This window comes from Azospirillum oleiclasticum, assembly GCF_013423485.1.
Classification (GTDB): domain Bacteria; phylum Pseudomonadota; class Alphaproteobacteria; order Azospirillales; family Azospirillaceae; genus Azospirillum; species Azospirillum oleiclasticum.
Map to the genome: position 1 here is coordinate 42,123 of NZ_JABFFR010000042.1, position 20,237 is coordinate 62,359.

24 protein-coding genes are annotated in these 20,237 nt (G+C 69.6%); 17 read left to right on the forward strand and 7 right to left on the reverse strand.

Annotated features, from left to right (window positions below; translation table 11 throughout):
- Positions 1-194 precede the first annotated feature (194 nt).
- The 7 genes from HL658_RS31040 to HL658_RS31070 all read left to right on the forward strand — a co-directional run bounded on the left by HL658_RS31040 (position 195) and on the right by HL658_RS31070 (position 6,114).
- Positions 195-1,199: a TRAP transporter substrate-binding protein gene (locus HL658_RS31040; RefSeq protein WP_180286328.1), complete on the forward strand. Its 1,005-nt coding sequence runs from the start codon at positions 195-197 to the stop codon at positions 1,197-1,199.
- A 149-nt stretch (positions 1,200-1,348) separates the two neighbouring features.
- Entirely contained in the window at positions 1,349-1,858 is a 510-nt protein-coding gene (locus HL658_RS31045; RefSeq protein ID WP_180286327.1) for a TRAP transporter small permease, read from the forward strand.
- 3 nt (positions 1,859-1,861) lie between these two features.
- Positions 1,862-3,163, forward strand: a complete 1,302-nt coding sequence (locus HL658_RS31050; protein WP_180286326.1) for a TRAP transporter large permease — start codon at positions 1,862-1,864, stop codon at positions 3,161-3,163.
- A complete protein-coding gene (gene pxpB, locus HL658_RS31055) occupies positions 3,160-3,912 on the forward strand; it encodes a 5-oxoprolinase subunit PxpB (RefSeq protein WP_343055396.1) in 753 nt (250 codons plus the stop codon). Before HL658_RS31050 ends, pxpB begins: the two co-directional genes overlap by 4 nt.
- On the forward strand, positions 3,909-4,997 hold the full coding sequence (locus tag HL658_RS31060) for a 5-oxoprolinase subunit C family protein (protein ID WP_180286325.1): 1,089 nt from the start codon (positions 3,909-3,911) through the stop codon (positions 4,995-4,997). Before pxpB ends, HL658_RS31060 begins: the two co-directional genes overlap by 4 nt.
- A complete protein-coding gene (locus HL658_RS31065) occupies positions 4,994-5,773 on the forward strand; it encodes a LamB/YcsF family protein (RefSeq protein WP_180286324.1) in 780 nt (259 codons plus the stop codon). The genes HL658_RS31060 and HL658_RS31065 overlap by 4 nt, the downstream gene beginning before the upstream one ends.
- Positions 5,774-5,877: 104 nt before the next feature.
- Positions 5,878-6,114: an antitoxin gene (locus HL658_RS31070; protein ID WP_180286323.1), complete on the forward strand. Its 237-nt coding sequence runs from the start codon at positions 5,878-5,880 to the stop codon at positions 6,112-6,114.
- Positions 6,115-6,181: 67 nt separating this feature from the next.
- Here the strand turns inward: HL658_RS31070 and HL658_RS31075 are convergent, their stop codons facing one another.
- Together HL658_RS31075 and HL658_RS31080 are read right to left on the reverse strand one after the other, a co-directional pair.
- Positions 6,182-7,105 carry a XamI family restriction endonuclease gene (locus HL658_RS31075; RefSeq protein ID WP_180286322.1) on the reverse strand — a complete coding sequence of 308 codons (924 nt, stop codon included), beginning with the start codon at positions 7,103-7,105 and terminating at the stop codon, positions 6,182-6,184.
- Entirely contained in the window at positions 7,074-8,642 is a 1,569-nt protein-coding gene (locus HL658_RS31080; protein ID WP_180286321.1) for an Eco57I restriction-modification methylase domain-containing protein, read from the reverse strand. The genes HL658_RS31075 and HL658_RS31080 overlap by 32 nt, the downstream gene beginning before the upstream one ends.
- A 230-nt stretch (positions 8,643-8,872) precedes the next feature.
- Between HL658_RS31080 and HL658_RS31085 the strand changes: the two genes are divergently transcribed.
- The 4 genes from HL658_RS31085 (at position 8,873) to HL658_RS31100 (ending at position 13,833) form a co-directional block, all read left to right on the forward strand.
- A complete protein-coding gene (locus HL658_RS31085) occupies positions 8,873-9,688 on the forward strand; it encodes a hypothetical protein (protein ID WP_180286320.1) in 816 nt (271 codons plus the stop codon).
- 76 nt (positions 9,689-9,764) lie between these two features.
- On the forward strand, positions 9,765-11,264 hold the full coding sequence (locus tag HL658_RS31090; protein WP_180286319.1) for a leucyl aminopeptidase: 1,500 nt from the start codon (positions 9,765-9,767) through the stop codon (positions 11,262-11,264).
- A gap of 25 nt (positions 11,265-11,289) precedes the next feature.
- On the forward strand, positions 11,290-11,739 hold the full coding sequence (locus HL658_RS31095; RefSeq protein WP_180286318.1) for a DNA polymerase III subunit chi: 450 nt from the start codon (positions 11,290-11,292) through the stop codon (positions 11,737-11,739).
- Positions 11,740-11,802: 63 nt separating this feature from the next.
- Positions 11,803-13,833, forward strand: a complete 2,031-nt coding sequence (locus HL658_RS31100) for a PAS domain-containing hybrid sensor histidine kinase/response regulator (protein WP_180286317.1) — start codon at positions 11,803-11,805, stop codon at positions 13,831-13,833.
- Between the two features lie 108 nt (positions 13,834-13,941).
- On the opposite strand, the gene HL658_RS31105 is transcribed toward HL658_RS31100, so the two are convergent.
- The gene (locus tag HL658_RS31105) at positions 13,942-14,895 is read right to left on the reverse strand and encodes a cupin domain-containing protein (protein ID WP_180286316.1); all 954 of its coding nucleotides are present in this window, start codon (positions 14,893-14,895) and stop codon (positions 13,942-13,944) included.
- A gap of 121 nt (positions 14,896-15,016) precedes the next feature.
- Here HL658_RS31105 and HL658_RS31110 point away from each other — a divergent pair, with 121 nt between their 5' ends.
- Positions 15,017-15,901 (forward strand): NAD(P)H-binding protein, encoded by an 885-nt coding sequence (locus HL658_RS31110; protein WP_180286315.1) that lies wholly within the window; start codon positions 15,017-15,019, stop codon positions 15,899-15,901.
- 128 nt (positions 15,902-16,029) lie between these two features.
- On the opposite strand, the gene HL658_RS31115 is transcribed toward HL658_RS31110, so the two are convergent.
- Positions 16,030-16,401, reverse strand: a complete 372-nt coding sequence (locus HL658_RS31115; protein WP_180286314.1) for a hypothetical protein — start codon at positions 16,399-16,401, stop codon at positions 16,030-16,032.
- A 400-nt stretch (positions 16,402-16,801) separates the two neighbouring features.
- On the opposite strand from HL658_RS31115, the gene HL658_RS31120 reads away from it, so the two are divergent.
- Complete coding sequence (locus HL658_RS31120) at positions 16,802-17,236, forward strand: hypothetical protein (RefSeq protein WP_180286313.1); 435 nt, start codon at positions 16,802-16,804, stop codon at positions 17,234-17,236.
- 21 nt (positions 17,237-17,257) lie between these two features.
- Here HL658_RS31120 and HL658_RS31125 read toward each other — a convergent pair whose 3' ends face one another.
- From HL658_RS31125 to HL658_RS31135, 3 genes are all read right to left on the reverse strand, one after another.
- Positions 17,258-17,584, reverse strand: coding sequence for a hypothetical protein (locus HL658_RS31125; RefSeq protein ID WP_180286312.1), 327 nt, complete (start codon positions 17,582-17,584; stop codon positions 17,258-17,260).
- Positions 17,585-17,691: 107 nt separating this feature from the next.
- A complete protein-coding gene (locus tag HL658_RS31130) occupies positions 17,692-18,342 on the reverse strand; it encodes a hypothetical protein (RefSeq protein WP_180286311.1) in 651 nt (216 codons plus the stop codon).
- A 17-nt stretch (positions 18,343-18,359) separates the two neighbouring features.
- Positions 18,360-18,818 carry a helix-turn-helix domain-containing protein gene (locus HL658_RS31135; protein WP_180286310.1) on the reverse strand — a complete coding sequence of 153 codons (459 nt, stop codon included), beginning with the start codon at positions 18,816-18,818 and terminating at the stop codon, positions 18,360-18,362.
- A 26-nt stretch (positions 18,819-18,844) separates the two neighbouring features.
- Between HL658_RS31135 and HL658_RS31140 the strand changes: the two genes are divergently transcribed.
- From HL658_RS31140 to HL658_RS31155, 4 genes are read left to right on the forward strand one after another with little or no spacing between them, the layout of a single operon-like run.
- Entirely contained in the window at positions 18,845-19,342 is a 498-nt protein-coding gene (locus HL658_RS31140) for a helix-turn-helix domain-containing protein (RefSeq protein ID WP_180286309.1), read from the forward strand.
- 2 nt (positions 19,343-19,344) lie between these two features.
- A complete protein-coding gene (locus HL658_RS31145) occupies positions 19,345-19,527 on the forward strand; it encodes a hypothetical protein (RefSeq protein ID WP_180286308.1) in 183 nt (60 codons plus the stop codon).
- 2 nt (positions 19,528-19,529) lie between these two features.
- Positions 19,530-19,766 (forward strand): helix-turn-helix domain-containing protein, encoded by a 237-nt coding sequence (locus HL658_RS31150; RefSeq protein WP_211109898.1) that lies wholly within the window; start codon positions 19,530-19,532, stop codon positions 19,764-19,766.
- Positions 19,763-20,236 carry a hypothetical protein gene (locus HL658_RS31155; RefSeq protein WP_180286307.1) on the forward strand — a complete coding sequence of 158 codons (474 nt, stop codon included), beginning with the start codon at positions 19,763-19,765 and terminating at the stop codon, positions 20,234-20,236. Before HL658_RS31150 ends, HL658_RS31155 begins: the two co-directional genes overlap by 4 nt.
- Position 20,237: the final 1 nt, after the last annotated feature.

A 20,237-nucleotide genomic window follows, 5' to 3' on the forward strand; every position in this document is an offset into this window, starting at 1 on the left:
TCTCATAGCCCAATCCATCATGCTGCGCCGCAGCAATTGCACGCCGGCCCGCGTCGTGTGACCATATGACACAGCGCCGGCCTCATCGTCGGGCGGCCGCCGCATACCGGGCAAATCACGGTTTGACGGCACCGCCAATTGGTAAGACCCTATGGCCGTTCCGCACACAATCACCAGACAGGGAGACAAGCACCATGGAACGCAGCACCGTCAGCTTCGCCGGCACGTTGGGGGGCCGGATCGCCGCGGCCGTCGTCGGCATCGGGCTCGCCACGGCACCGGTCGCGGCACTGGCGGACAAGTGGGACATGCCGACCCCCTACCCCGACACCAACTTCCACACCCAGACGGTGCGGCAGTTCGCGGAGGAGGTGAAGCAGGCCACCGGCGGCAAGATCGACATCACCGTGCATTCCGGCGGCTCGCTGGTGAAGCATCCGGAGATCAAGCGCGCCGTGCAGTCCGGCCAGGCGCAGATCGGTGAGGTCCTGGTCAGCAGCTGGGCCAACGAGGACCCGCTCTACGGTCTCGATTCGGTGCCCTTCCTGGCGACCGACTTCCAGGCGGCGAAGAAGCTCTACAACGTCTCGCGCCCGTTCCTGGAGAAGAAGCTGGCGAGCCAGCGCCTGAAGCTCCTCTACTCCATCCCGTGGCCGCCGCAGGGCCTGTTCGTGAAGCAGGACATCGCCGCGGTGGAGGACCTGAAGGGCCAGAAGTTCCGCGTCTACAACCCGGCCACCGCCCGCATCGCCGAGCTGGCCGGCGCCACGCCGACCAAGATCGAGGCGGCGGAGGTGGCCCAGGCCTTCGGCACGGGCATCGTCACCTCGATGATCACGTCCGCCGCCACCGGCGTGGACACCAAGGCGTGGGACTTCGTGCGCAACTATTACGACCTGCAGGCCTGGCTGCCGCGCAACATCGTGTTCGTCAGCGAGAAGGTGTGGAAGGGCCTGGACGAGAAGACCCAGACCCAGATCCTCAACGCCGCCGCCAAGGCGGAGTCGGCGGGCTGGGCCGGCTGGGAGGCGAAGACCGCCGACCTGAACGCCACCATGGCGAAGAACGGCATGAACGTCATCACCCCCACCCCCGCGCTCAAGGCCGGCTTCGCCAAGATCGGCGCCACCATGACCGACGAATGGGTCAAGGCCGCCGGCGCCGACGGCGAGGCGATCATCAAGGCCTTCCGCCAGTAAGGGGCACCTGCGCCCGGCCCCCACCCCGACCCTCCCCCATCTCCGACGGGGGAGGGAGCAACAAAAGCCCTCCCCCGCGAAGTGGGGGAGGGTTCGGGTGGGGGCCCGACGCGACGATTACCACCCACCTTCCGCCGGAGGCCCGCTGCATGCGCGCTGGTCTGACCCTTCTCTACCGTGTGGCGGAGGGGCTGGGGGCGCTGTGCCTCGTGCTCATCGCCGTCCTGATCCTCGCCAACATCGCCGCCCGCAATCTCGGCTTCGTGGTGCGCGGCCTCGACGAGTTCGCCATGTATTTCATGGCGGCCAGCTACTTCCTGATGCTGGCCCCGGCGCTGCGGCGCGGCAGCCACATCCGCGTCGGCATCATCATCGACCGGCTGCGTGGGTCCGCGCGCCGCGCCTTCGAAATTCTCTGCCTGACCGCCGGCTCGGCGCTGACCGTTTATTTCGCCTTCTGGTGGGCGCAGATGACGTGGGATTCCTATGATTTCGGCGACCTGTCGCAAGGCGTCGTCCCCATCCCGCTGTGGATCCCGCAAGGGGTGATGGGGCTGGGGCTGGTGGCGCTGGCCGTGGCGCTGCTGGACGATCTGGCGGGGGTGCTGCGCGGCCGGCCCGCCTCCTACGAGACCGCCGACCTGCCGAGCGAGGGCTGACGCATGGACCAGGGTTTGGCCTCGGCGGTGGTGATCATCGCCATGTTCGCGATGCTGGCGGCGGGCGTCTGGGTGGCGCTGGCGCTGGCCGGCGTCGGCTTCGTCGCCATGCTGCTGTTCACCGAGCGACCGATCGGCATGGTGATGGCGACCAACGTGTGGGGGGCCACCGCGTCCTGGACGCTGACCGCCCTGCCGCTGTTCATCTGGATGGGCGACATCCTGTTCCGCACCCGCATCTCGTCGGACATGTTCCGCGGGCTGGCGCCGTGGCTCGGCTGGCTGCCGGGGCGGCTGATGCACGTCAACATCGTCGGTTGTTCGATCTTCGCCGCGGTGTCGGGCTCCTCGGCGGCGACCGCCGCCACCATCGGCAAGATGACCATCCCCGAGCTGACGCGCCGCGGCTACGACAGCCAGCTCATCGTCGGCTCGCTGGCGGGCGCCGGCACGCTGGGGCTGCTGATCCCGCCCTCGATCATCATGATCGTCTACGGGGTGGCGGCCGACGTCTCGATCGCCCGGCTGTTCATCGCCGGCGTGCTGCCGGGCATCCTGCTGACGGCGCTGTTCATGGCGGTCGTCGCCGGCTGGTCGATGCTGCACCCCGACCGCGTGCCGCCGCCCGAGCCGCCCACCAGCCTGATGACCAAGATCCGCGAGACCGGGCAGCTCATCCCGGTGATGCTGCTGATCGCCGGCGTGCTGGGCTCCATCTACGCCGGCATCGCCACCCCGACGGAGGCCGCGGCGGTCGGCGTCGCCGGGTCCCTGCTGCTCGCCGCGGTGACGGGCAGCCTGAGCTGGGCCACCTTCCGCGACAGTGTGATCGGCGCCGCCCACACCTCCTGCATGATCGGCTTCATCCTGGCGGGGGCCGCCTTCCTGACCGTGGCGATGGGCTACACCGGCATCCCGCGGGCGCTGGCCGACATGATCGCGCACTGGCAGCTCTCGACGGAGATGCTGCTGGTGGTGCTGACGCTGTTCTTCATCGTCATGGGCTGCTTCCTCGACGGCATCTCGATGGTGGTGCTGACCACCTCGGTGATCCTGCCGATGGTGCAGGCGGCGGGGATCGACCTGCTGTGGTTCGGCATCTACATCGTGATCGTGGTGGAGATGGCGCAGATCACGCCGCCGGTGGGCTTCAACCTGTTCGTGCTGCAATCCATGACCGGCAAGGACATCCTGACCATCGGCAAGGCCAGCCTGCCCTTCTTCCTCGCCATGTGCCTGATGGTGGCGTTGCTGTGGATCATGCCGGGGCTGGTCACCTGGCTGCCGTCGAAGATGATCGGGTGAACGGGGACGCCATGGCCGCGGTGCGTTTCACCAGCTCCGGCGACACGGCCTTCAACGTGGAGTTCGGGGAGACCATCGACCGGGCGACCAACGCCCGCGTCATGGACCTGCACGCCCGCCTGACCCGCGCCCGCGCCGACGGTGCGGCGCCGGGGCTGGTGGAGACGGTGCCGACCTTCCGGTCGCTGATGGTGGTCTACGACCCCGTCGCCACCACGCGGCGGGAACTGGAGGCGCTGGTCGGCTCCGTGATCGACGCTTCGGGCACCGCCGGGGCAACCGGCGCGCTCTGGCACCTCCCGGTTTGTTACGATACCGATCTGGCCCCCGATCTCGCGGAACTGGCGGCGGCCAGGGGTCTCACCCCGGAACAGGCGGCAGCGGTCCACGCCTCCGGGGAATACTTCGTCTACATGCTGGGCTTCATGCCCGGCTTCGCCTACATGGGCGGGCTGGACGCCGCATTGGAACAGCCCCGCCGGGCCGAGCCGCGGGTCAAGGTCCCCGCCGGCTCGGTCGCCGTCGCCGGCCGCCTCACCACCGTCTACCCGTGGGAGAGCCCCGGCGGCTGGCACCTGATCGGCGGCTGCCCGGTGCCGCTGTTCGACGCGGCCCGCGACCGGCCGGTGCTGCTCGCCGCCGGCGACCGCGTGCGCTTCACCACCATCGACCGCGCCCGCTACGAGACCTTGCGCGCCGACGCCGCCGCCGGCCGTTTCGATCCCGAAACACTGAGGGCGAAGGAATGACCGTTCCGGCCCTGAAAGCAATCCGCCCCGGCCTGTTCACCACGGTGCAGGATCTCGGCCGCTTCGGCTTCCAGGAGCTGGGCGTGCCGGTGGCCGGCATGCTCGACCCGCTGGCCCTGCGGCTGGCCAACGCGCTGGTCGGCAACCCGCCGGGCATGGCGGGGGTGGAGATCGCCTATCTCGGCCCCTCCCTGCGGGTGGAGGCCGACAGCGTCCGCATCGCCGCCGCCGGCCCGCTCGCCATGACTCTTGAGCGCCCCGGGGAACGGGAGGGCGAGGGCCGGCAGCCGCTCCTCCCCTGGCGCAGCCACAGCCTGCGCCGTGGCGACACGCTGCATCTGAACAGTGTCTCGGGCGCCGCCGTGGCCGTGCTGGCGGTGGCCGGCGGCTTCGCCCTGCCCGCCTTTCTCGGCAGCCTGTCCACCTACACCCGTGCCGGCCTCGGCCCCCTCGGCGGCCAGCCACTGCGCGAGGGCACCGCCCTGCCCCTGGCGGCCCCTGCCGCCCCCACCACAGCCGATGTCGAACTGCCGGAGGAGCCGGACTACGGCAGCGGCCCCGTACGCGTGGTGCTGGGCCCCCAGGACGACCGCTTCATGGAGGAGGCCGTACGCCTCTTCCTCACCTCATCGTACACACTGGGCAAGCAGTCCGACCGCATGGGCCTGCGGCTTGAGGGACCGGCGCTCACCCACCGGGCCGGGGCCGACATCCCGTCGGACGGGCTGGTCACCGGCTCCATCCAGGTGCCGGGCAACGGCCTGCCGATCCTGCTGCTCAACGACCACCAGACCATCGGCGGCTACGCCAAGATCGCCACCGTCATCTCCGCCGACCTGCCGCGCGTCGGCCGGCTGCGCGCCGGCGACCGCCTGTCCTTCGCCGCCGTCACGGTGGAGGAGGCGGAGGCCATCCGCCGCCGCCAGGAAAGCCACCTCGCCGCCCTGGTCCGCGGCATCCGCGCCGTACGCCCGCCGGGCGGGGTGGATCTGGACGCGCTGTACGCCTGCAACCTCGTCTCGGGCGTCGTCGACATCGTCAACGGCAACGGCGACATCCTGAGCCTGTTGGGGGAGGACCCATGACCGCCATCATCAACCTGAATTCCGACCTCGGCGAAGCCTTCGGCGCCTGGCCGATGGGCGACGACGAGGCGATGCTGGACATCGTCGCCTCGGCCAACATCGCCTGCGGCTACCACGCCGGCGACCCGCTGGTGATGACGCGCACCGTGCGCAGCGCGCTCGCGAAAGGCGTCAGCCTGGGCGCCCACCCCGCCTACCCCGACCTCCAGGGCTTCGGCCGCCGCCCCATGCGCCTGTCCGACGCGGAGGCGGAGGCCATGGTCGCCTACCAGATCGGCGCGCTCTGCGGCATCGCCGCCGCCAACGGCGGCACCGTCACCCACGTGAAGGCCCACGGCGCCCTCTACAACGCCGCCGCCACCGACGAATCCCTGGCGCTTGCCATCGGCCGCGCCATCCGGGGTGTCGACCGCAACCTGATCTATCTGGCGCTGGCCGGCTCGGTCATGGCGAAGGCCGGCCGCTCCCTCGGCCTCACGGTGGCGGAGGAGGCCTTCGCCGACCGCAACTACACCGACGACGGCACCCTGGTCCCCCGCACCCGCCCCGACGCCATGATCCACGTCCCGGATCAGGCCGCCGACAACGTGCTGCGCATGGTGCAAGACGGCGTCGTCGTCTCCACCACCGGCAAGCGCGTCCCCGTCACCGTCCACTCCGTCTGCGTCCACGGCGACGAACCCAGCGCCGTCGCCCTGGCGACAACGCTGCGCAAGCGGTTGGAAGCTGATAGAGTAAGGATCGTTACGCTGCCGGACATGATGAATGGCCGATGAGGACGGCCCCTCTCCCGCCTCCGGCGGGGGAGGGTCGGTCACCCGGCATCGCCAGACTTGCGCATGCCGTAGTACATTCAAGGAGGTGACAGGTGGAGTCGGCCATGGCGATCACGCGGGTGTTCAGGAACGGCAATTCCCAGGCGGTGCGCATCCCCGCCGACCTCGCCTTCGACCGCAACGACCTCGAGATCGAGCGCGTCGGCGACGAACTCCGCATCCGCCCGGTGCCCCGCCGCCTGGACGGCCTGCTCGGCAAGCTCGCCGCCTTCTCCGACGACTTCATGCGCGACGGGCGTGGCGAGCAGGATCAGGCGGAGCGCGACACCCGCTGTTCGTAAACGGTTTCTTCCGAGCCCGTTCTCTGGATTGCGTGTCGTACCCTCTCCCGCTCCCGGCGGGACAGGGTCACAGCGCCCGCGTCCCCTCCACGAACCCCCGCAGATCCTCCAGCCGGTGGCTCCACACCAGGTGCAACCCGGCGTCCTGGGCGCTGGCGAGGTTCTCGGGCTTGAACACGCCGCGCAGCACGGCCATGGCGACGAGCTGGCGCTTGCCGAACTGGGCGTTCCATTTGGCGGCCTTGCCGGCGGCCTCGTGGTTGACGCGCTTGAAGCTGTTGACCTCGCTGTTGGACACCTTGCACTCCACGGCCAGCGCGCGGCGGTCGAACAGGCCGATGACGAGGTCGGCGCGGGTGTCGCCCAGCCGGCTCTCGCCGCAGAACTCCCCGGCGGCCGGCGCGTCGGCCAGCATGGGGATGTCGCGTGGCGGGCGCTCCACGAAGCCCATCCCGCGCAGCAGCGCCTTCACCGCCTCCTCCTGCACCGCCTTGGCGTCACCGCGGCGGCTTGTCTGCACGCGCTGGGCGGCCACCAGCGCGGCCGACGCCACGACCGCGGCGTGCCGTTCCCCCGGGCGCGCCGGGCGGCCGGCGACGATCCAGGGGAAGCGGCGAGGATCGATGATCTGCCGGACCATGTCGCGCACGCGCCGCGCCGCGTCCGGATCGCCGGCCAGCTCCTTGCGGCTCAGCCGTGCGTCGGTCAGCGTCTTCAGGTCGTCCTCGCTGATCGGCGGTGCGGCGAGGTAGCGGAAGGCGGTGCCCGCCTGCCGGTCGGACACCACGTCCACGATCCGTTCCACCGGCGACGTCTCCGCGAACAGCGACTCCAGATGCAGCGTCAGCGTCTCGAACACCGGCACCATCTCGTCGAAGAAGGCGACGTAGAGGTCGCGCGGCTCCTCCAGCCGCTCGGCGCGGAAGCGGGCGCGGCCCTCGGCCGCGTCGGCGGCCAGCTCAGCCAGCGTCCAGGACCGCGGCTCGGCCATGCGGCAGATCCTCCAGGCGCGGGATGGCGATGCGCTCGACCTCGCGCGGCTCGAACTTGGTGAGGCCGCCGGCGTAGGCGCGGCCCGACTCCACCCGCACGTTGACGCGCAGCCACGCGATCAGCCGGTCGAGATCCTCGTCCGGCAGCGGCTCGCGGGGATATAGGCCGTGCGCGATGTTGAGCAGCCGCGCCCCGCACAGGTTGCGCACGAAGGCCGGCGGGCGGCGCGCCATGTAGGTGCAGACGATGGGCGCCGGCTCGCGCAGCCCCACCGCCCACCAGGCCCGCCGGTTGCGGGCAACGTAGCCGGCGTCGGCCCGGCAGGCGCGCGCCCAGTCCAGGAAGCGCTCGACCGCGGCGCGGTGCCGGGCCGGCACCTGCCCCAGATCGATGGGCAGATCGACCACCCGCTTCAGCGGCCCGGCGTCGTCCAGCGCCACCCCGGCGGCGATCAGCTCGCGGGCGCGGGTCACGGTGGGGGCCAGGAAGCGGTCGGGGATGCCGGCCGCCTGCGGGCCGGCGATCCACACGGCGTTGGCCCCGGTCACCTGCCCGCGGTGCACGCGGAACAGCTCGCCCAGCTCGATGTGCCCGGCGGGCGGGCGCGGGCCGGGGCGCACGATCACCGACCAGCGCGGGGCGGCCCGCATCGCCTCCCACGGCACCGGCCGGCCGGCGGTCAGCCCGTTCAGCTCGGCCCGGCTCCCCACCGCCCGCACGCGGAAGGCGGCCGGCCGCCGGCCGATGGCGAAGCAGGTGATGGCGGCGGTGGTGATGGCGTCGGGGAAGGCCGCCACCGCCGGGTCCAGCACATGCAGCGCCGTGCCGCCCAGCCGCTCCGCCAGCAGCCGGCGCAGCAGCGCGCCGTAATTCACGTCCAGCCATTCCGAGGAGGTGATGAAGGCACCGAAATCCCCCTCCCGCCCCAGCAGAAGCGTCTTCAGGAAGAAATGCACGTGCAGGCCCGCCAGCTTGCTGGCCCGCATCCCCTCCTTGGCCGCGGCCTCCGCGAACCAGCCCTTCCACGCCTCGCCCAGCTCGTGGTGGCGGACATAGGGCGGGTTGCCGAGGAACAGCGTCGGCCCCGCCGCCGACGGCAGCTCCAGCGCGCGGTAATCGCCCTGCACCACCGTCAGCCGCCCGGCAAAGCCGCCGACCGCGGCGTTGGCGCGCAGCATCAGCACGGCCAGCGGGTCGCTCTCCACCGCCACCAGCGCCGCCTCGGGAAAGCGCGCCGCGGCGGCGGTCACGAAGCGGCCGGACCCGGCCCCTGGATCGACCACCCGCACCGGCACCGTCCCCTGCCGGGCCGCCCAGTCGGCCATGGCGGCCACGATGTCGGGAGGCGTGTAGGTGGCGCCCTGCGCCCGCCGCTGCTCCGCCGCGCGCAGCCGCAGGAAGGCGTCGCCCAGCGGGTCCTCGCCGTCGCGGATGGCGGCGGCCAGCGCCCGCTCGGCCGCACGCCAGCGCCCCGCCGGCCCGGCCAGCGCGCGGGCGGCGGCCGTCAGCTCCGCTTCGGTTCGGATCGGCGTCATGCCCGCGGACGGCTCCCGCGGGCGCTGTCGGTGGGCGCGGTCATGGCGCGACTATCCGTCCCGCCCCGGACCAGCGTCAACGGCGTTTCGCCGATCGCCGGACGGAACAGGCCGTTCCGCCGGATGGGGATGGCGGCGTGGCTTTGGCCGTACCACCACGAAACCTCTGCGCGGTGCCCCGGTTGTCACGGAACTGCCATGTTCGACCCCCCGACGCCTGGAGCGAGACCATGCCACCCACCGCGAATCGGCTGGTGCGCCCACCCTGCGCACCGGCGTCCCCGCTCCTGGCCGACACGGCGCCCGCCCGCCCACCGGGCCCCGTCTGCGTGGTGCCCGTGGCGGGGGTCGTGCGATCGCTGGCGGTCGTGACCGCTGCGCTGGTCGCCGCCGCCTGGATCGGCTACCTGCTGGCCTATGGCTTTCCCGACCGCTCGGTGCCCGGCGGCTGGCGCTACTTCCGCATGTTCGACCTGGAGGGGGAGGCGAACGCCCCCGCCTGGTTCTCGTCGGCACTCCTGCTCGCCAGCGCGCTGCTGCTGGCGCTCCTGGCCGCGGCCGCGCAGCGGCGGCGTGGCGACGGTCTCGCCTGGCTGGGCCTGGCGCTCGGCTTCGCGGCCATGTCGCTGGACGAGGCGGCGATGGTGCACGAACAGCTCATCGAGCCCTTGCGCAACGCCTTCGGCCTCGGCGGGCTGCTCTGGCACGCCTGGGTCCCCGTCGGGGCGGCGGTGGCGCTGGTGGCGGGGGCCGCCTACGCCCGCTTCCTCTGGCGGCTGCCGCGGCGGACAGCGCTGCGCCTGGTGGTTGCGGGGGCGGTCTTCCTGTCGGGCGCCCTGGTGCTGGAGATGGCCGGCGGCGCCTTCATCGAGGCGGAAGGGCGGCGGAACCTCGCCTACGCGGCGCTCATGACGCTGGAGGAGGTGGCGGAGATGGCGGGCGTGATCCTCTTCCTCCGCGCCCTGCTGCTGCACCTGCGCGACGAGGTCGGGCCGGTGACCCTGCGGTGGGGCCGGGACGCCGCCGTTCGCCGCCCCCTCCCTTGACAGCGGTGCCCCCAGGGGCTTTATCGGGAAGGGCCGGCGCGCGCCTTGCGCCGGGCGACAGCCGAGAGGGTTATCGATGAAGTTCTCCTTCGCCAAGCCGGTCCTGCCGAAGGACGGCACCGTCGTCGTGACCGTACTGGCCGACCGCCGGCTCGGGGCCGCCGGGCAGGATCTGGACGGCACCACCGGCGGCGCCCTGACCCGCGCCATGAAGGCCAGCCGCTTCACCGGCAAGCGCGAGGAGACGCTGGCGATCCTGGCGCCCGCGGGCGTCGGGCTGGACCGCATCCTGCTGATCGGCCTCGGCAAGCCCGAGGATCTGGACGAATCGGCGCTCCAGGCGGCCGGCGGCACGGTGGTGGGCGCGCTCGCCTCCTCCGGCGAGACCGAGGCCGCGGTGCTGGTCGAGGTGCCGCCCGAGGCCGACCTGTCGCCGGCCTTCGTGGCGGCGCAGATGGCCTTCGGCGCCCGGCTGCGCTCCTACCGCTTCGACCGCTACCGCACGACCGAGAAGAAGGACGCGAAACCGTCGCTGAAGACGGTGCGCTTCCTCACCGACGACGCGGACGGCGCCAAGAAGGCCTTCGGGCCGCTGGCGGCGGTGGCCGACGGCGTGTTCTTCACCCGCGACGTGGTGTCGGAACCGGCCAACATCGTGCACCCCGAAAGCCTGGCCGAGCGCTGCAAGGATCTGGCCGAGCTCGGCGTCGAGGTCGATGTGCTCGACCTCAAGAAGCTGAAGAAGCTGGGCATGGGCGCCCTGATCGGCGTCGCCCAGGGCAGCGTCTACGAGCCGCGAGTCGTCGTCATGCGCTGGAACGGCAACCCGGACGCCGAGGACAAGGCGCCGGTGGCGCTGGTCGGCAAGGGCGTCACCTTCGACACCGGCGGAATCTCCATCAAGCCCGCGGGTGGCATGGAGGACATGAAGTGGGACATGAGCGGGGCCGGCGTGGTGATCGGCACCATGCACGCGCTGGCCGCCCGCAAGGCGAAGGCCAACGTGGTCGGCATCGTCGGCCTGGTGGAGAACATGCCGTCCGGCACCGCCCAGCGCCCCGGTGACGTGGTGACCTCGCTGTCCGGCCAGACCATCGAGGTGATCAACACCGACGCCGAGGGGCGCCTCGTGCTCGCCGACTGCCTGTGGTACGCGCAGGAGGAGTTCAAGCCGAAGCTGATGGTCGACCTCGCCACCCTCACGGGTGCGGTGATCGTGGCGCTCGGCACCGAATACGCCGGCCTGTTCGCCAACGACGACGAGCTGGCCGACAGCCTCGCCGCCGCCGGCCGCAAGGTGGGCGAGCCGCTGTGGCGCCTGCCGCTCGGCGACGCCTACGACAAGGAGATCAACTCCGACATCGCCGACATGAAGAACGTCTCGGCCGGGCGCAACGGCGGCAGCATCATCGGCGCCGTCTTCCTGCAGCGCTTCGTCAACAAGGTGCCGTGGGCGCATCTCGACATCGCCGGCGTCGCCTGGTCGAAGAAGGACACGGCGACCGTGCCGAAGGGCGGCACCGCCTTCGGCGTCCGCCTGCTCGACCGCTTCATCGCCGACCGCCACGAGGCGTGAGGCGGCGCCCGCCCACCGCCACGCCATGACCGAAGTCCGCTTCTACCACCTCCAGCGTCGGACGCTGGAACAGGCGCTGCCGAAGATCCTGGAGAAGGTCCTGGAGCGCGGCTGGCGGGCGGTGGTCATGGCCGGCTCGGCGGAGCGGGTGGACCAGCTCAACCAGCATCTCTGGACCTACGACCCGGCCTCCTTCCTGCCGCACGGGGCCGCGCGCGACGGCTTCGCCGACCAGCAGCCGGTCTTCCTCACCTGGAAGGACGAGAACCCCAACGGCGCCACGGTGCTGGTGCTGGCCGACGGGGTGGATTCGGAACGGCTCGGCGCCTACGAGCTGGTCTGCGACCTGTTCGACGGCAACGACAGCGAGGCGGTGGCCGACGCGCGCAAGCGCTACCGCCGCTGCAAGGACGTCGGCCACAGCCTGACCTATTGGCAGCAGAACGACCGCGGCGGCTGGGAGAAGAAGGCGTAACGCCGTCACCCCGATCCATCGTACTATGCCCAAGGTCCGATATGGGGAGAGGGGTGGCCCGCGATGTCCGGAGGGGATGCAGGAGGCGAGCCGGCCGCGCGTCCCGCGCTCGACCGGCCGCCGGCCGATACGGCTGCCTGCATGGTGGCCGGCCTGCCCCTGCCCGTCCTGCTGTTCGACCGCGACGGCCGGCTGCGCCACGCCAACCCCGCCGCCTGCGGCCTGTTCAGCGCCGCCTTCGACCGGCTGGCCGCGGGGGCCGCCGCCGCCGAGCTGCTCGACTCCATCGATAAGGCGCTCGCCGGTCCCGGTCCATCCGCTCTGCTGGCCGCCCTCGACGCCGCCCCGGCCGAGCTCACCTACGCCAGCACCGCGCGCGGCCCCTTCCAGGTACAGACGACGCGGGTCGGCGCCGATCGCATGATGATCTGGACACCGCTGCCCGCCGCCGCCCACACCGACGGGCCGCCCCCGGCCGCCGGCACGCTGCGCCGGGCGCTTGCCGGGCTGACCCGGCTGGAGGACGAGGAGACGCGCTTCGAGCGGCTGGCCGCCATCCTGCGCGCCGTGCTGGAAGGCATGGCGGAGGCGGTGGCGGCGGTCGATCTGGACGCCAACCTGATCGCCTGCAACCGCCGCTACATCGACCTGCTCGGCATCGACTGTTCGCGGCTGGTGGTCGGGCAGAGCCTGGATTTCGCGCTCGACGCGGCGCTGCCGCGCTTCACCGATTTCGCGCAGTTCACGGCGCTGGGCACCGCCATCGCCCGCAACCCGCGCCAGCCGGTGGAAGGGCGCATCGACTGGCACGACGGCCGCGTCTTCCAGGTGTCCGTCCACCCGCTGCTCATCGACAGCACGCCGGTGGGGCGGGTCTGGGGCTGGTACGACGTGACGGCGCGCGAGCGGGCGCTCGACACCGCCCACACCGCCGCGGCCGAGGCGCGCGAGGCCGACGCCGCCAAGGGCCGCTTCCTCGCCACCATGAGCCACGAGATCCGCACCCCGCTGAACGGCATCCTCGGCATGCTGGAGCTGCTGGACGGCACGCGGCTGGAGGAGCGCCAGCGCTCCTATCTGGACGCGGCGCGCGAATCGTCCGAAACGCTCCTGCGCATCGTGAACGACATCCTCGACTTCTCGAAGTTCGAGTCCGACGCGGCTGAGCTCGACCGCGTGCCCTTCTCCCCGCGCGCGGAGACGGACGCCGTCGCCGCCCTGCTCGGCCCGCAGGCGACGGAGAAGGGGCTGCTCCTCTCCGTCGCCGGGCCGGCCGATCATGGCCTGCGGGTGGTGGGCGACCCCACCCGCTTCCGTCAGATCCTCTTCAATCTGATGGGCAACGCCATCAAGTTCACACCGGCCGGCAGCGTCGCGGTGACGCTCACCCTGCTGCCGCTTCAAGACGGGCGGGGCGAGCTGACGGTGGCGGTCGCCGACACCGGCATCGGCATCGCGACGGAGGCGCGCGCCAAACTGTTCGAGCGCTTCACCCAGGCCGACAGCTCGACCACCCGGCGTTTCGGCGGCACCGGGCTGGGGCTGGCGATCTGCCGTCAGCTCACCCGCCTGATGGGCGGCAGCATCGCGGTCGACAGCACGCCCGGCCGCGGCTCGGTCTTCCGCGTGCGGCTGCCGCTGCCGGTGGTGGAGGTGCCACCCGTCCCCGCCCCGCCGCCGCCCGCCGCCTCGCCCCTGCCGGAGACCACCCGTCCGCTCCGCGTGCTGGTGGCGGAGGACAACGCCGTCAACCAGATCCTCATCAAGGCGATCCTAGCCAAGGCCGGCCATGGCGTCACCCTGGTGCAGAACGGGCGCGAGGCGGTGGAGGCCGTGCGTGGCGGCGGCTTCGACGTGGTGCTGATGGACGTCCACATGCCCGAGCTGGACGGGGTGGAGGCCACCCGTCTGATCCGCGCCCTGCCCGCCCCGGTCGGCACGGTCCCGATCGTCGCGCTGACCGCCGACGCCATGACCGGCGACCGCGAACGCTTCCTCGCGGCGGGCATGACCGACTATCTCAGCAAGCCGATCAACATGGCGCGCATGCTGGAGGTGGTCGAGCGGGTGGTGGAGCCGCCGCGGCCGGGTTGACGCACGGCGCTCGGCACGCGCGCTCCTCGGCCTCCGGTTCATCGAAGTCATGACGGAACCCTCGGCGGCACCCTCCGGCCCGTGATGGCGGAGTGGACTGGTTATCCTTCACCGCCGCACAAGCCCGCCCGCCGGGCTTTGGCTTTCCGGCGCCGCGGCAGCGCGGGACCGGGCGTAGGTGCGTGGAGAACAGCCCATGACCCGCTTGAACGCCGCACCGAAGGCACTCTCGGACTCGTATCCGAGCGACGGCGCAAGGGCCGCGATGCTGGTCGCGGAGGTTGCAAGTCGTTCCCCGGCCAACAGCATGCGCCAGCGGGTGAGATAATCCAGAGGCGCCACGCCGACGCACCGCTTGAAGCGCACCGCGAAGCTGGTGCGCGACATGGCGATCTCACCCGCAAGATCGCTCAACGTCCATCGGCGCGACGGATCGCCATGCATCAACGTCAGCGCCCGGCCGATCTTCCGGTCGGATAGCGCCCCAAGCCAGCCTCCGCTCCGCGTGCCGTCGGTGGCGTAACGCCGCAAGACGTCGACGAGCATCAGATGGGCCAGGTGATGCACGGCAAGATTTCCACCCGGCCGCTCGGCGTGCAACTCGGCCCGCAACCGCTCCAGGGCCCACGCCAACGTTCCGTCGCCGCTGGCGGCAGGTATGTGCAGCAGGGGAGGCAGCGATCCGAGCAGGAAGCGGGCATGCTCGTCGTCCAGGGTGAAACGGCTTCCGAACAGGAAGAAGTCGCCACCCCCGTTCACGACGGCCGTTCCTCCACCCTGCGCACCCTTGATGACGCCTTCGGCATCGACGGGACAGGCGTCCACATCGCTGGCCAGCCGGAACGGTCTTCCCCGCATCAGCAGGAAGCAATCGCCGGCCGAGACGCGCAGCGGCGCATCCGATCCTTCCATCGACAGCCAACAGGACCCCGCAACCACGGCGTTGACCTTGATGCCCTCATACCGCCCGAAGGCCAGCGACCACGATCCGCCGGCATCGAGGCCAACGGCGCTGACACGCTTCGGATTGAGCAGCGAGACGATTTCGGACAGCGGATCCACAGCGCGTTTCCGAACGACAGCGACGGAAATACGAACTCTACAGCATAGTTCGTTCCGCCCGCACGACCTAGATTCGATGGCGTCACCGATAACAAGAAGCCGGAAAACAAGGAATTCGAGGATGATCGTAATAACCGCCCCCGCCGGCAATATCGGCGGTCAGGTTCTGGCACAGGTCGTGAAGGGCTCGGAACCAATCCGGGTGATTGCCCGCGATCCCGATCGAATCCCGGCAATGCTTCGCCAAAAGGTCGAGGTCTTCGTCGGATCGCACGGCGACCACGACGTCGTCTCACGGGCCTTCGACGGAGCGCACAGCGTCTTCTGGCTCCCGCCGGGGGACCGGACGGAGAGCAGCGCGAGGGCAGCCTACGTCGACTTCTCCCGTCCGGGCTGCGAGGCCATGCGGGCGTGCGGGGTAAAGCGCGTGGTCGGCGTCTCGGCGCTTGGGCGCGGCTGGCCGCGGCCGGCCGGTCATGTCACCGCCACGCTGGAGCTGGACGACATGATCGCGCAGACCGGCGTGCATTATCGTGCCCTCGCCTGCGCATCGCTCATGGAAAACCTGCTGCGCCAGATCGACGGGATAGCCGAGACCGGAGTCTTCCACTGGCCGTCGCCCGCCGACCTCGCCATGCCGGCCGTGGCCACACGCGACGTCGCCTCCGTCGCGGCCGACCTGCTCCTCGACCCCGCGTGGTCCGGTGTGGACGCGATTCCTATGATGGGTCCGCAGGACATTTCGTTCGGCGAGATGGCGGCGACCATGAGCGCCGTCCTGTCCCGGCACGTGCGCTTCCAGGAGATGACGATGCAGGACATGCACGGCATGACGCTCCGTCGCGGCGCATCGGCGGGCATGGCGCAGGCCATGGTCGACATGTTGACCGCGAAGAACGAGGGGATGGACCACCTGGTCGACCGGCCCGTGCCGAACCCCGCAACGACGGACTTTCGCGCATGGTGCGTCGATGTGCTGGCACCGGCAATCGCCGCACGACCATAAAGCGGGTGCGGCGGGCATGACCGGGCTGATGTGGTGGACGGCCCTTCCACCACATCAGCCCGGTCAACGGATTCCACGCTGCATTCAAACGATCGAATGGAAGAACGCCGCAAGCACCACCTGCCCCGCTACTCGCGCGCGCAGTCCATGCTCTCGCGATACCCGCGCGCCGTCGTGTAGTTGATCGTTATACCGCCTGCGGACGGTGTCACACCGGTGATCGTGGCCCCCACCTTCGCGAGCGGATCGGGGGTCAGCACCCCTCCGACGCTTCGTACCGTGCCCAGACTCACATAGCTCGATCCCATCCACATCTGGCACTTGTAGGCGCCGTCGGGCACGGCCCCATTGGCCGCCGGAGCGACGCTCGCCGCCATTTCAAGGTGATGTTGGGCACCGTCCCACCGGGCAGGACCGGCATGCTGGACGCCAGCCGTCGCCGGAGCCGTCATCGCGGTGATTGAAAACGCAGCCAATGCCAGACGACACCAGAACACCATCGAACACCTCTCCCCGTACGAGCCTGACGATTTCCACGCGACCGCCCCAAGCCAGGGTGGCGCGCCGTCCCGGCCCAATCATTCGGACCACATTCTCAATAGAATCCGGCCGCCTGCCCAGGCAGCGCTTGTCATGGCTCCTGCATGACATGTTTCAACTTGGCGGTCCATGACATTGGAGCCGTATATCATTTGGCTCGGCAAGAAGAGCGAGCATACAGCCCGGTGCGATACCAGCGGACGGAAGCTCCGACTCACGTTGCGCGCCCTGCCGCGACCGGTGAGCGAAGGGCGGGTGGCGGCGCGGTCTGCCGGCATGGATCGCCAGCCCCCGCGCATGGCCTTGTGTCCGCCGCGCCTTCGTTATAGGATAATAATCTTTGTCTGTGGAGGTTCCACCATGCCCGTCGCCCCCGGCATGCGCCGCGGCCCCCTGGCCGTCCCGCGCGACCGCTCGCAGGGGTTGGCGGCGCTGGGCTTCCACCAGACCTTCACGCGGATCGCCTTCCGGAACAACGACCCACGGATCGCCTGCGCCGAGGCCGGGCATGCCAAGCGCGGCCGGCGGCTGCCGGACAGCGGCCCCGACGCCATCCCCGGCCCGCCCGCCATCCGCGCCTGGGAGGGGCGCCTCGTCCCCCGCTCGCGCACGCCCGACCGCGTGTGGGCCAGGGCCGCCTGTGGGGGACTACCTGTTTTGACAGGTGGGGTGGTCGGGGTCGCGGGCGAAAAGGTGTTGTTGGACAAGGGGATGGCGGATGTTGGCTGCTGGGGGCGGTTTGACGGGGAATGGGTGGGAACGGGCGCTGGCGGGTCAAAAGTGCGGTTGATTTGACGCCGAATAGGGGGTATGCGGTCATCCGCCCGGAGGGTCGGGACGGGCCTCTTCCAGGTCGGCGCGGAGGTGGCGCAGTTCGGAGACGATGTCGCCGAGGCGGGTCAGCACCGTTGCCATGAAGAAGGCCAGAAGGGCGCCGTTGAGTGCCGCCAGGAACAGTATCAGGTTCTGGGACAGCACCGCGGTGACGGTGCCCAGCAGTCCAAGAACGCCAAAGAACACCAGTATTCCAACCAAGGCGCCGCCGGGTTCCTTGACATTGCGGCGGGCGTTTAACTCCGCCTCGCGGCGCTTCTCTGCGATTTCTTCCGGCGTCATGGCGCGGAGTTGGCTTGTCCAGTTCACTCATTCCTCCATGTGGTGACAGAACGGATGACGTGCGATGCCATGGGTCGGCCGTGTCCCCGTGGCGTATGGGATCAAGCCACCACCATCACGCCGTGCCTTTCGGCCTAACTTCCTGGGCGTCGCTTAAGACCAGCAATATACCTATAAACCTGATCAAGCTGCGGCTGGTCAAGTTCGGTCAAAGATTGAGCGCCAAATTTGCTCATCATGTATTTTCGGACTTGGTCTTCAATCAAAAGCACCTTCATGTTAGTCTGTATGTATTTAATGCGACGTGTCCGCAGCCCATCATCATATTTTATTACAGATTTTGCCGTACTAAGACGGCCAAGCCACTGCCGAAGAAACATTTCAGCGGCTGGAAATTTCTCAAACTTTATCATTCTATTAGAAACGACATCCATTTTTCTCGCCAAAGCCCCCCATACGCGCTGATGAGTGGCCGGGTCGCGCTTCGTCAGACTTTCAACACGAATGATTTCATCAATAAGGTTGCGCAGTTTGGCGAACTGCTCTTCTGTGATATGCTCTACACCCGGCTGCGGCTTGACAATTTCCCTTTTTATAATCCTGTCCGTCTTGATAACTGTAACGGTGTTATTGTTTCCCACAATGTTGTTGTCGCCTGACACCCCGATAGACGTGGCCGACTTGCGGCGGCGAGGTCTTGGAGTGGCGGCAGCGTCATACTCAAGTATGTCTCTGACCTTCTGCCGGCGCCTTGAACTACTATCATCATCATTTCGGGCGGTCATCTTGCTCCCCACAACATTCACGAAACCAAGCGTAGAATGCGCTCCACAACACGGAGGTTTGTTCGGGCGCTTCGTGGCTCGCTATCTTCAATAGCCATTTCGTAAAGTTCAGTAAAGACTTCTGCTTTTTTCGAGGGAGGCAAGGTGCGGCCGTTGCGTCGCAACCATTCTTCAACAACCTCGATCACGTCAGCCAGGGCGTCCCTGTTGAATGCTGGACTTTCGGCGGCTGAATTTGCCGAAATCGGCAAATTTTCCTGCATGGGGCCTTCACCAGCGGCCAGCCATTCCAGACTGACTCGCATCGCCCGCGCGATCTTCACAAGGTCGGTGGTCCTCGGTTCAGTTTCCCCCTTGCAGTAACTTGCCATCGTCCTTTGCGGTATTCCGCAGGAACGAGCCAGCGCAGTGACGGCGCCTGCGGTATCCGCCAGAAGGCGGAGGCGCTCAGCGAGCCTTTCGCGGTCAGAGTTCACGGCGCTAACTCTGACGACGAGCAGGATTGACCTCTGACTGGTCAGAGTTCTGCCAACTCATTGATTCAGCGGAAAATCGCTCATTGCCGAAGCGGAAATCCGTCGCACGGAACTCTGACGACGATTTTCCGCTTGCCGACATTGCTGATTTCGGCAATGTTACACTCATGAAGTCTGACACGTCACACTCCCGCCCCCCGAAAAACGCCGACATCCTGCCGGCGTGGATCGTCTGTCAGCTCTGGATGCGCGGCACGTCGCTGGCCGCCATCGCGGATGCGGAAGGCGTGAAGAAGCAGACGGTGAGCAAGGCCATCGCCGACGGCCGATCCGCCCGCATCGAGCGGGCGGTCGCCAAAGCGTTGGGCATCGCCCCCCATGTGCTGTGGCCCGAGCGGTTCGATCCGGACGGCACCCGCCGACCCGGCCCGTTCAACCGCAAGCGCCCCATCACGCCGCGCATCCGCCGCAACCCTACCACCCCCCCGACGTCAAGCAACGTCAAAGACCAGGAGGCCGCGTAGACATGAGCGCCAGCCCCCACCACCCGCGATCGCCCAACGACGTGATGAGCGTCCTCTGCGATGCGCGCCCCTCCCTGCGCGCCCTCGTTCGCCACGGCTTTGTTGCCGGTGACGAGGCGTGCGCCCTGTTCCTCGATCCGCTGTGGCGGGCGGACGTGCTCCGCGCAGCCGCCCGGCTGCCGTGACCATGAGCTGGCAATCCGAATACATGAAGCTCACCGGCCGGCTGCTGCGGCGGCGGGGGGAGCTTGGGCTGTCGCAGCTCGACCTTGCGCTTACGCTCGGGATCGGGGTCGCCACCTTGCAGCGGCACGAGAGCGGGCGGGCGGAACCGTCGGCCATGCACCTGTTCCGGTGGGCGGCGGCGCTCGGCATCTCCATCACATCACATGTGATCGCCACTTCCGAAGGGGGTGCGTCATGACCCGGCGGCGCAGCCCGACCGTCGCGGACGAGCGGCAGCGGGCGCTGCCGCTGGGCGGCATCCCGGCGTCACGGCCGCCGTCGTATCTGCCCGGCTCGCTGGAATGCGCGGCGCTGGTCTGCGGGCTGGTCAGCTACGCGCTGGACGAGGCGCGGCAGGTGCGGGGGATGAGCCGGGCGGCGGTGGCGGCGCGGATGGCGGAGCTGTCGGGCGAAAGCATTTCCGAGCACATGCTGAACGCCTGTTCGGCCCAGAGCCACGAGGGGCACCGGTTCCCGCTGCAATGGCTGCCGGCGCTGATCGCCGCCACCGGCTGTTTCGACGTGCTGCAGAGCGTGGCCGACCGGGTCGGGGCCACGGTGCTGGTGGGCGAGGCGGCGGATGCTGCGGAGGTCGCGCGGCTGGACCAGATCGCCGCGCAGGCGCGGGCCGAAAAGGCCCGCATCCTGCGCCGCCGGGCGGGGGGCTGAT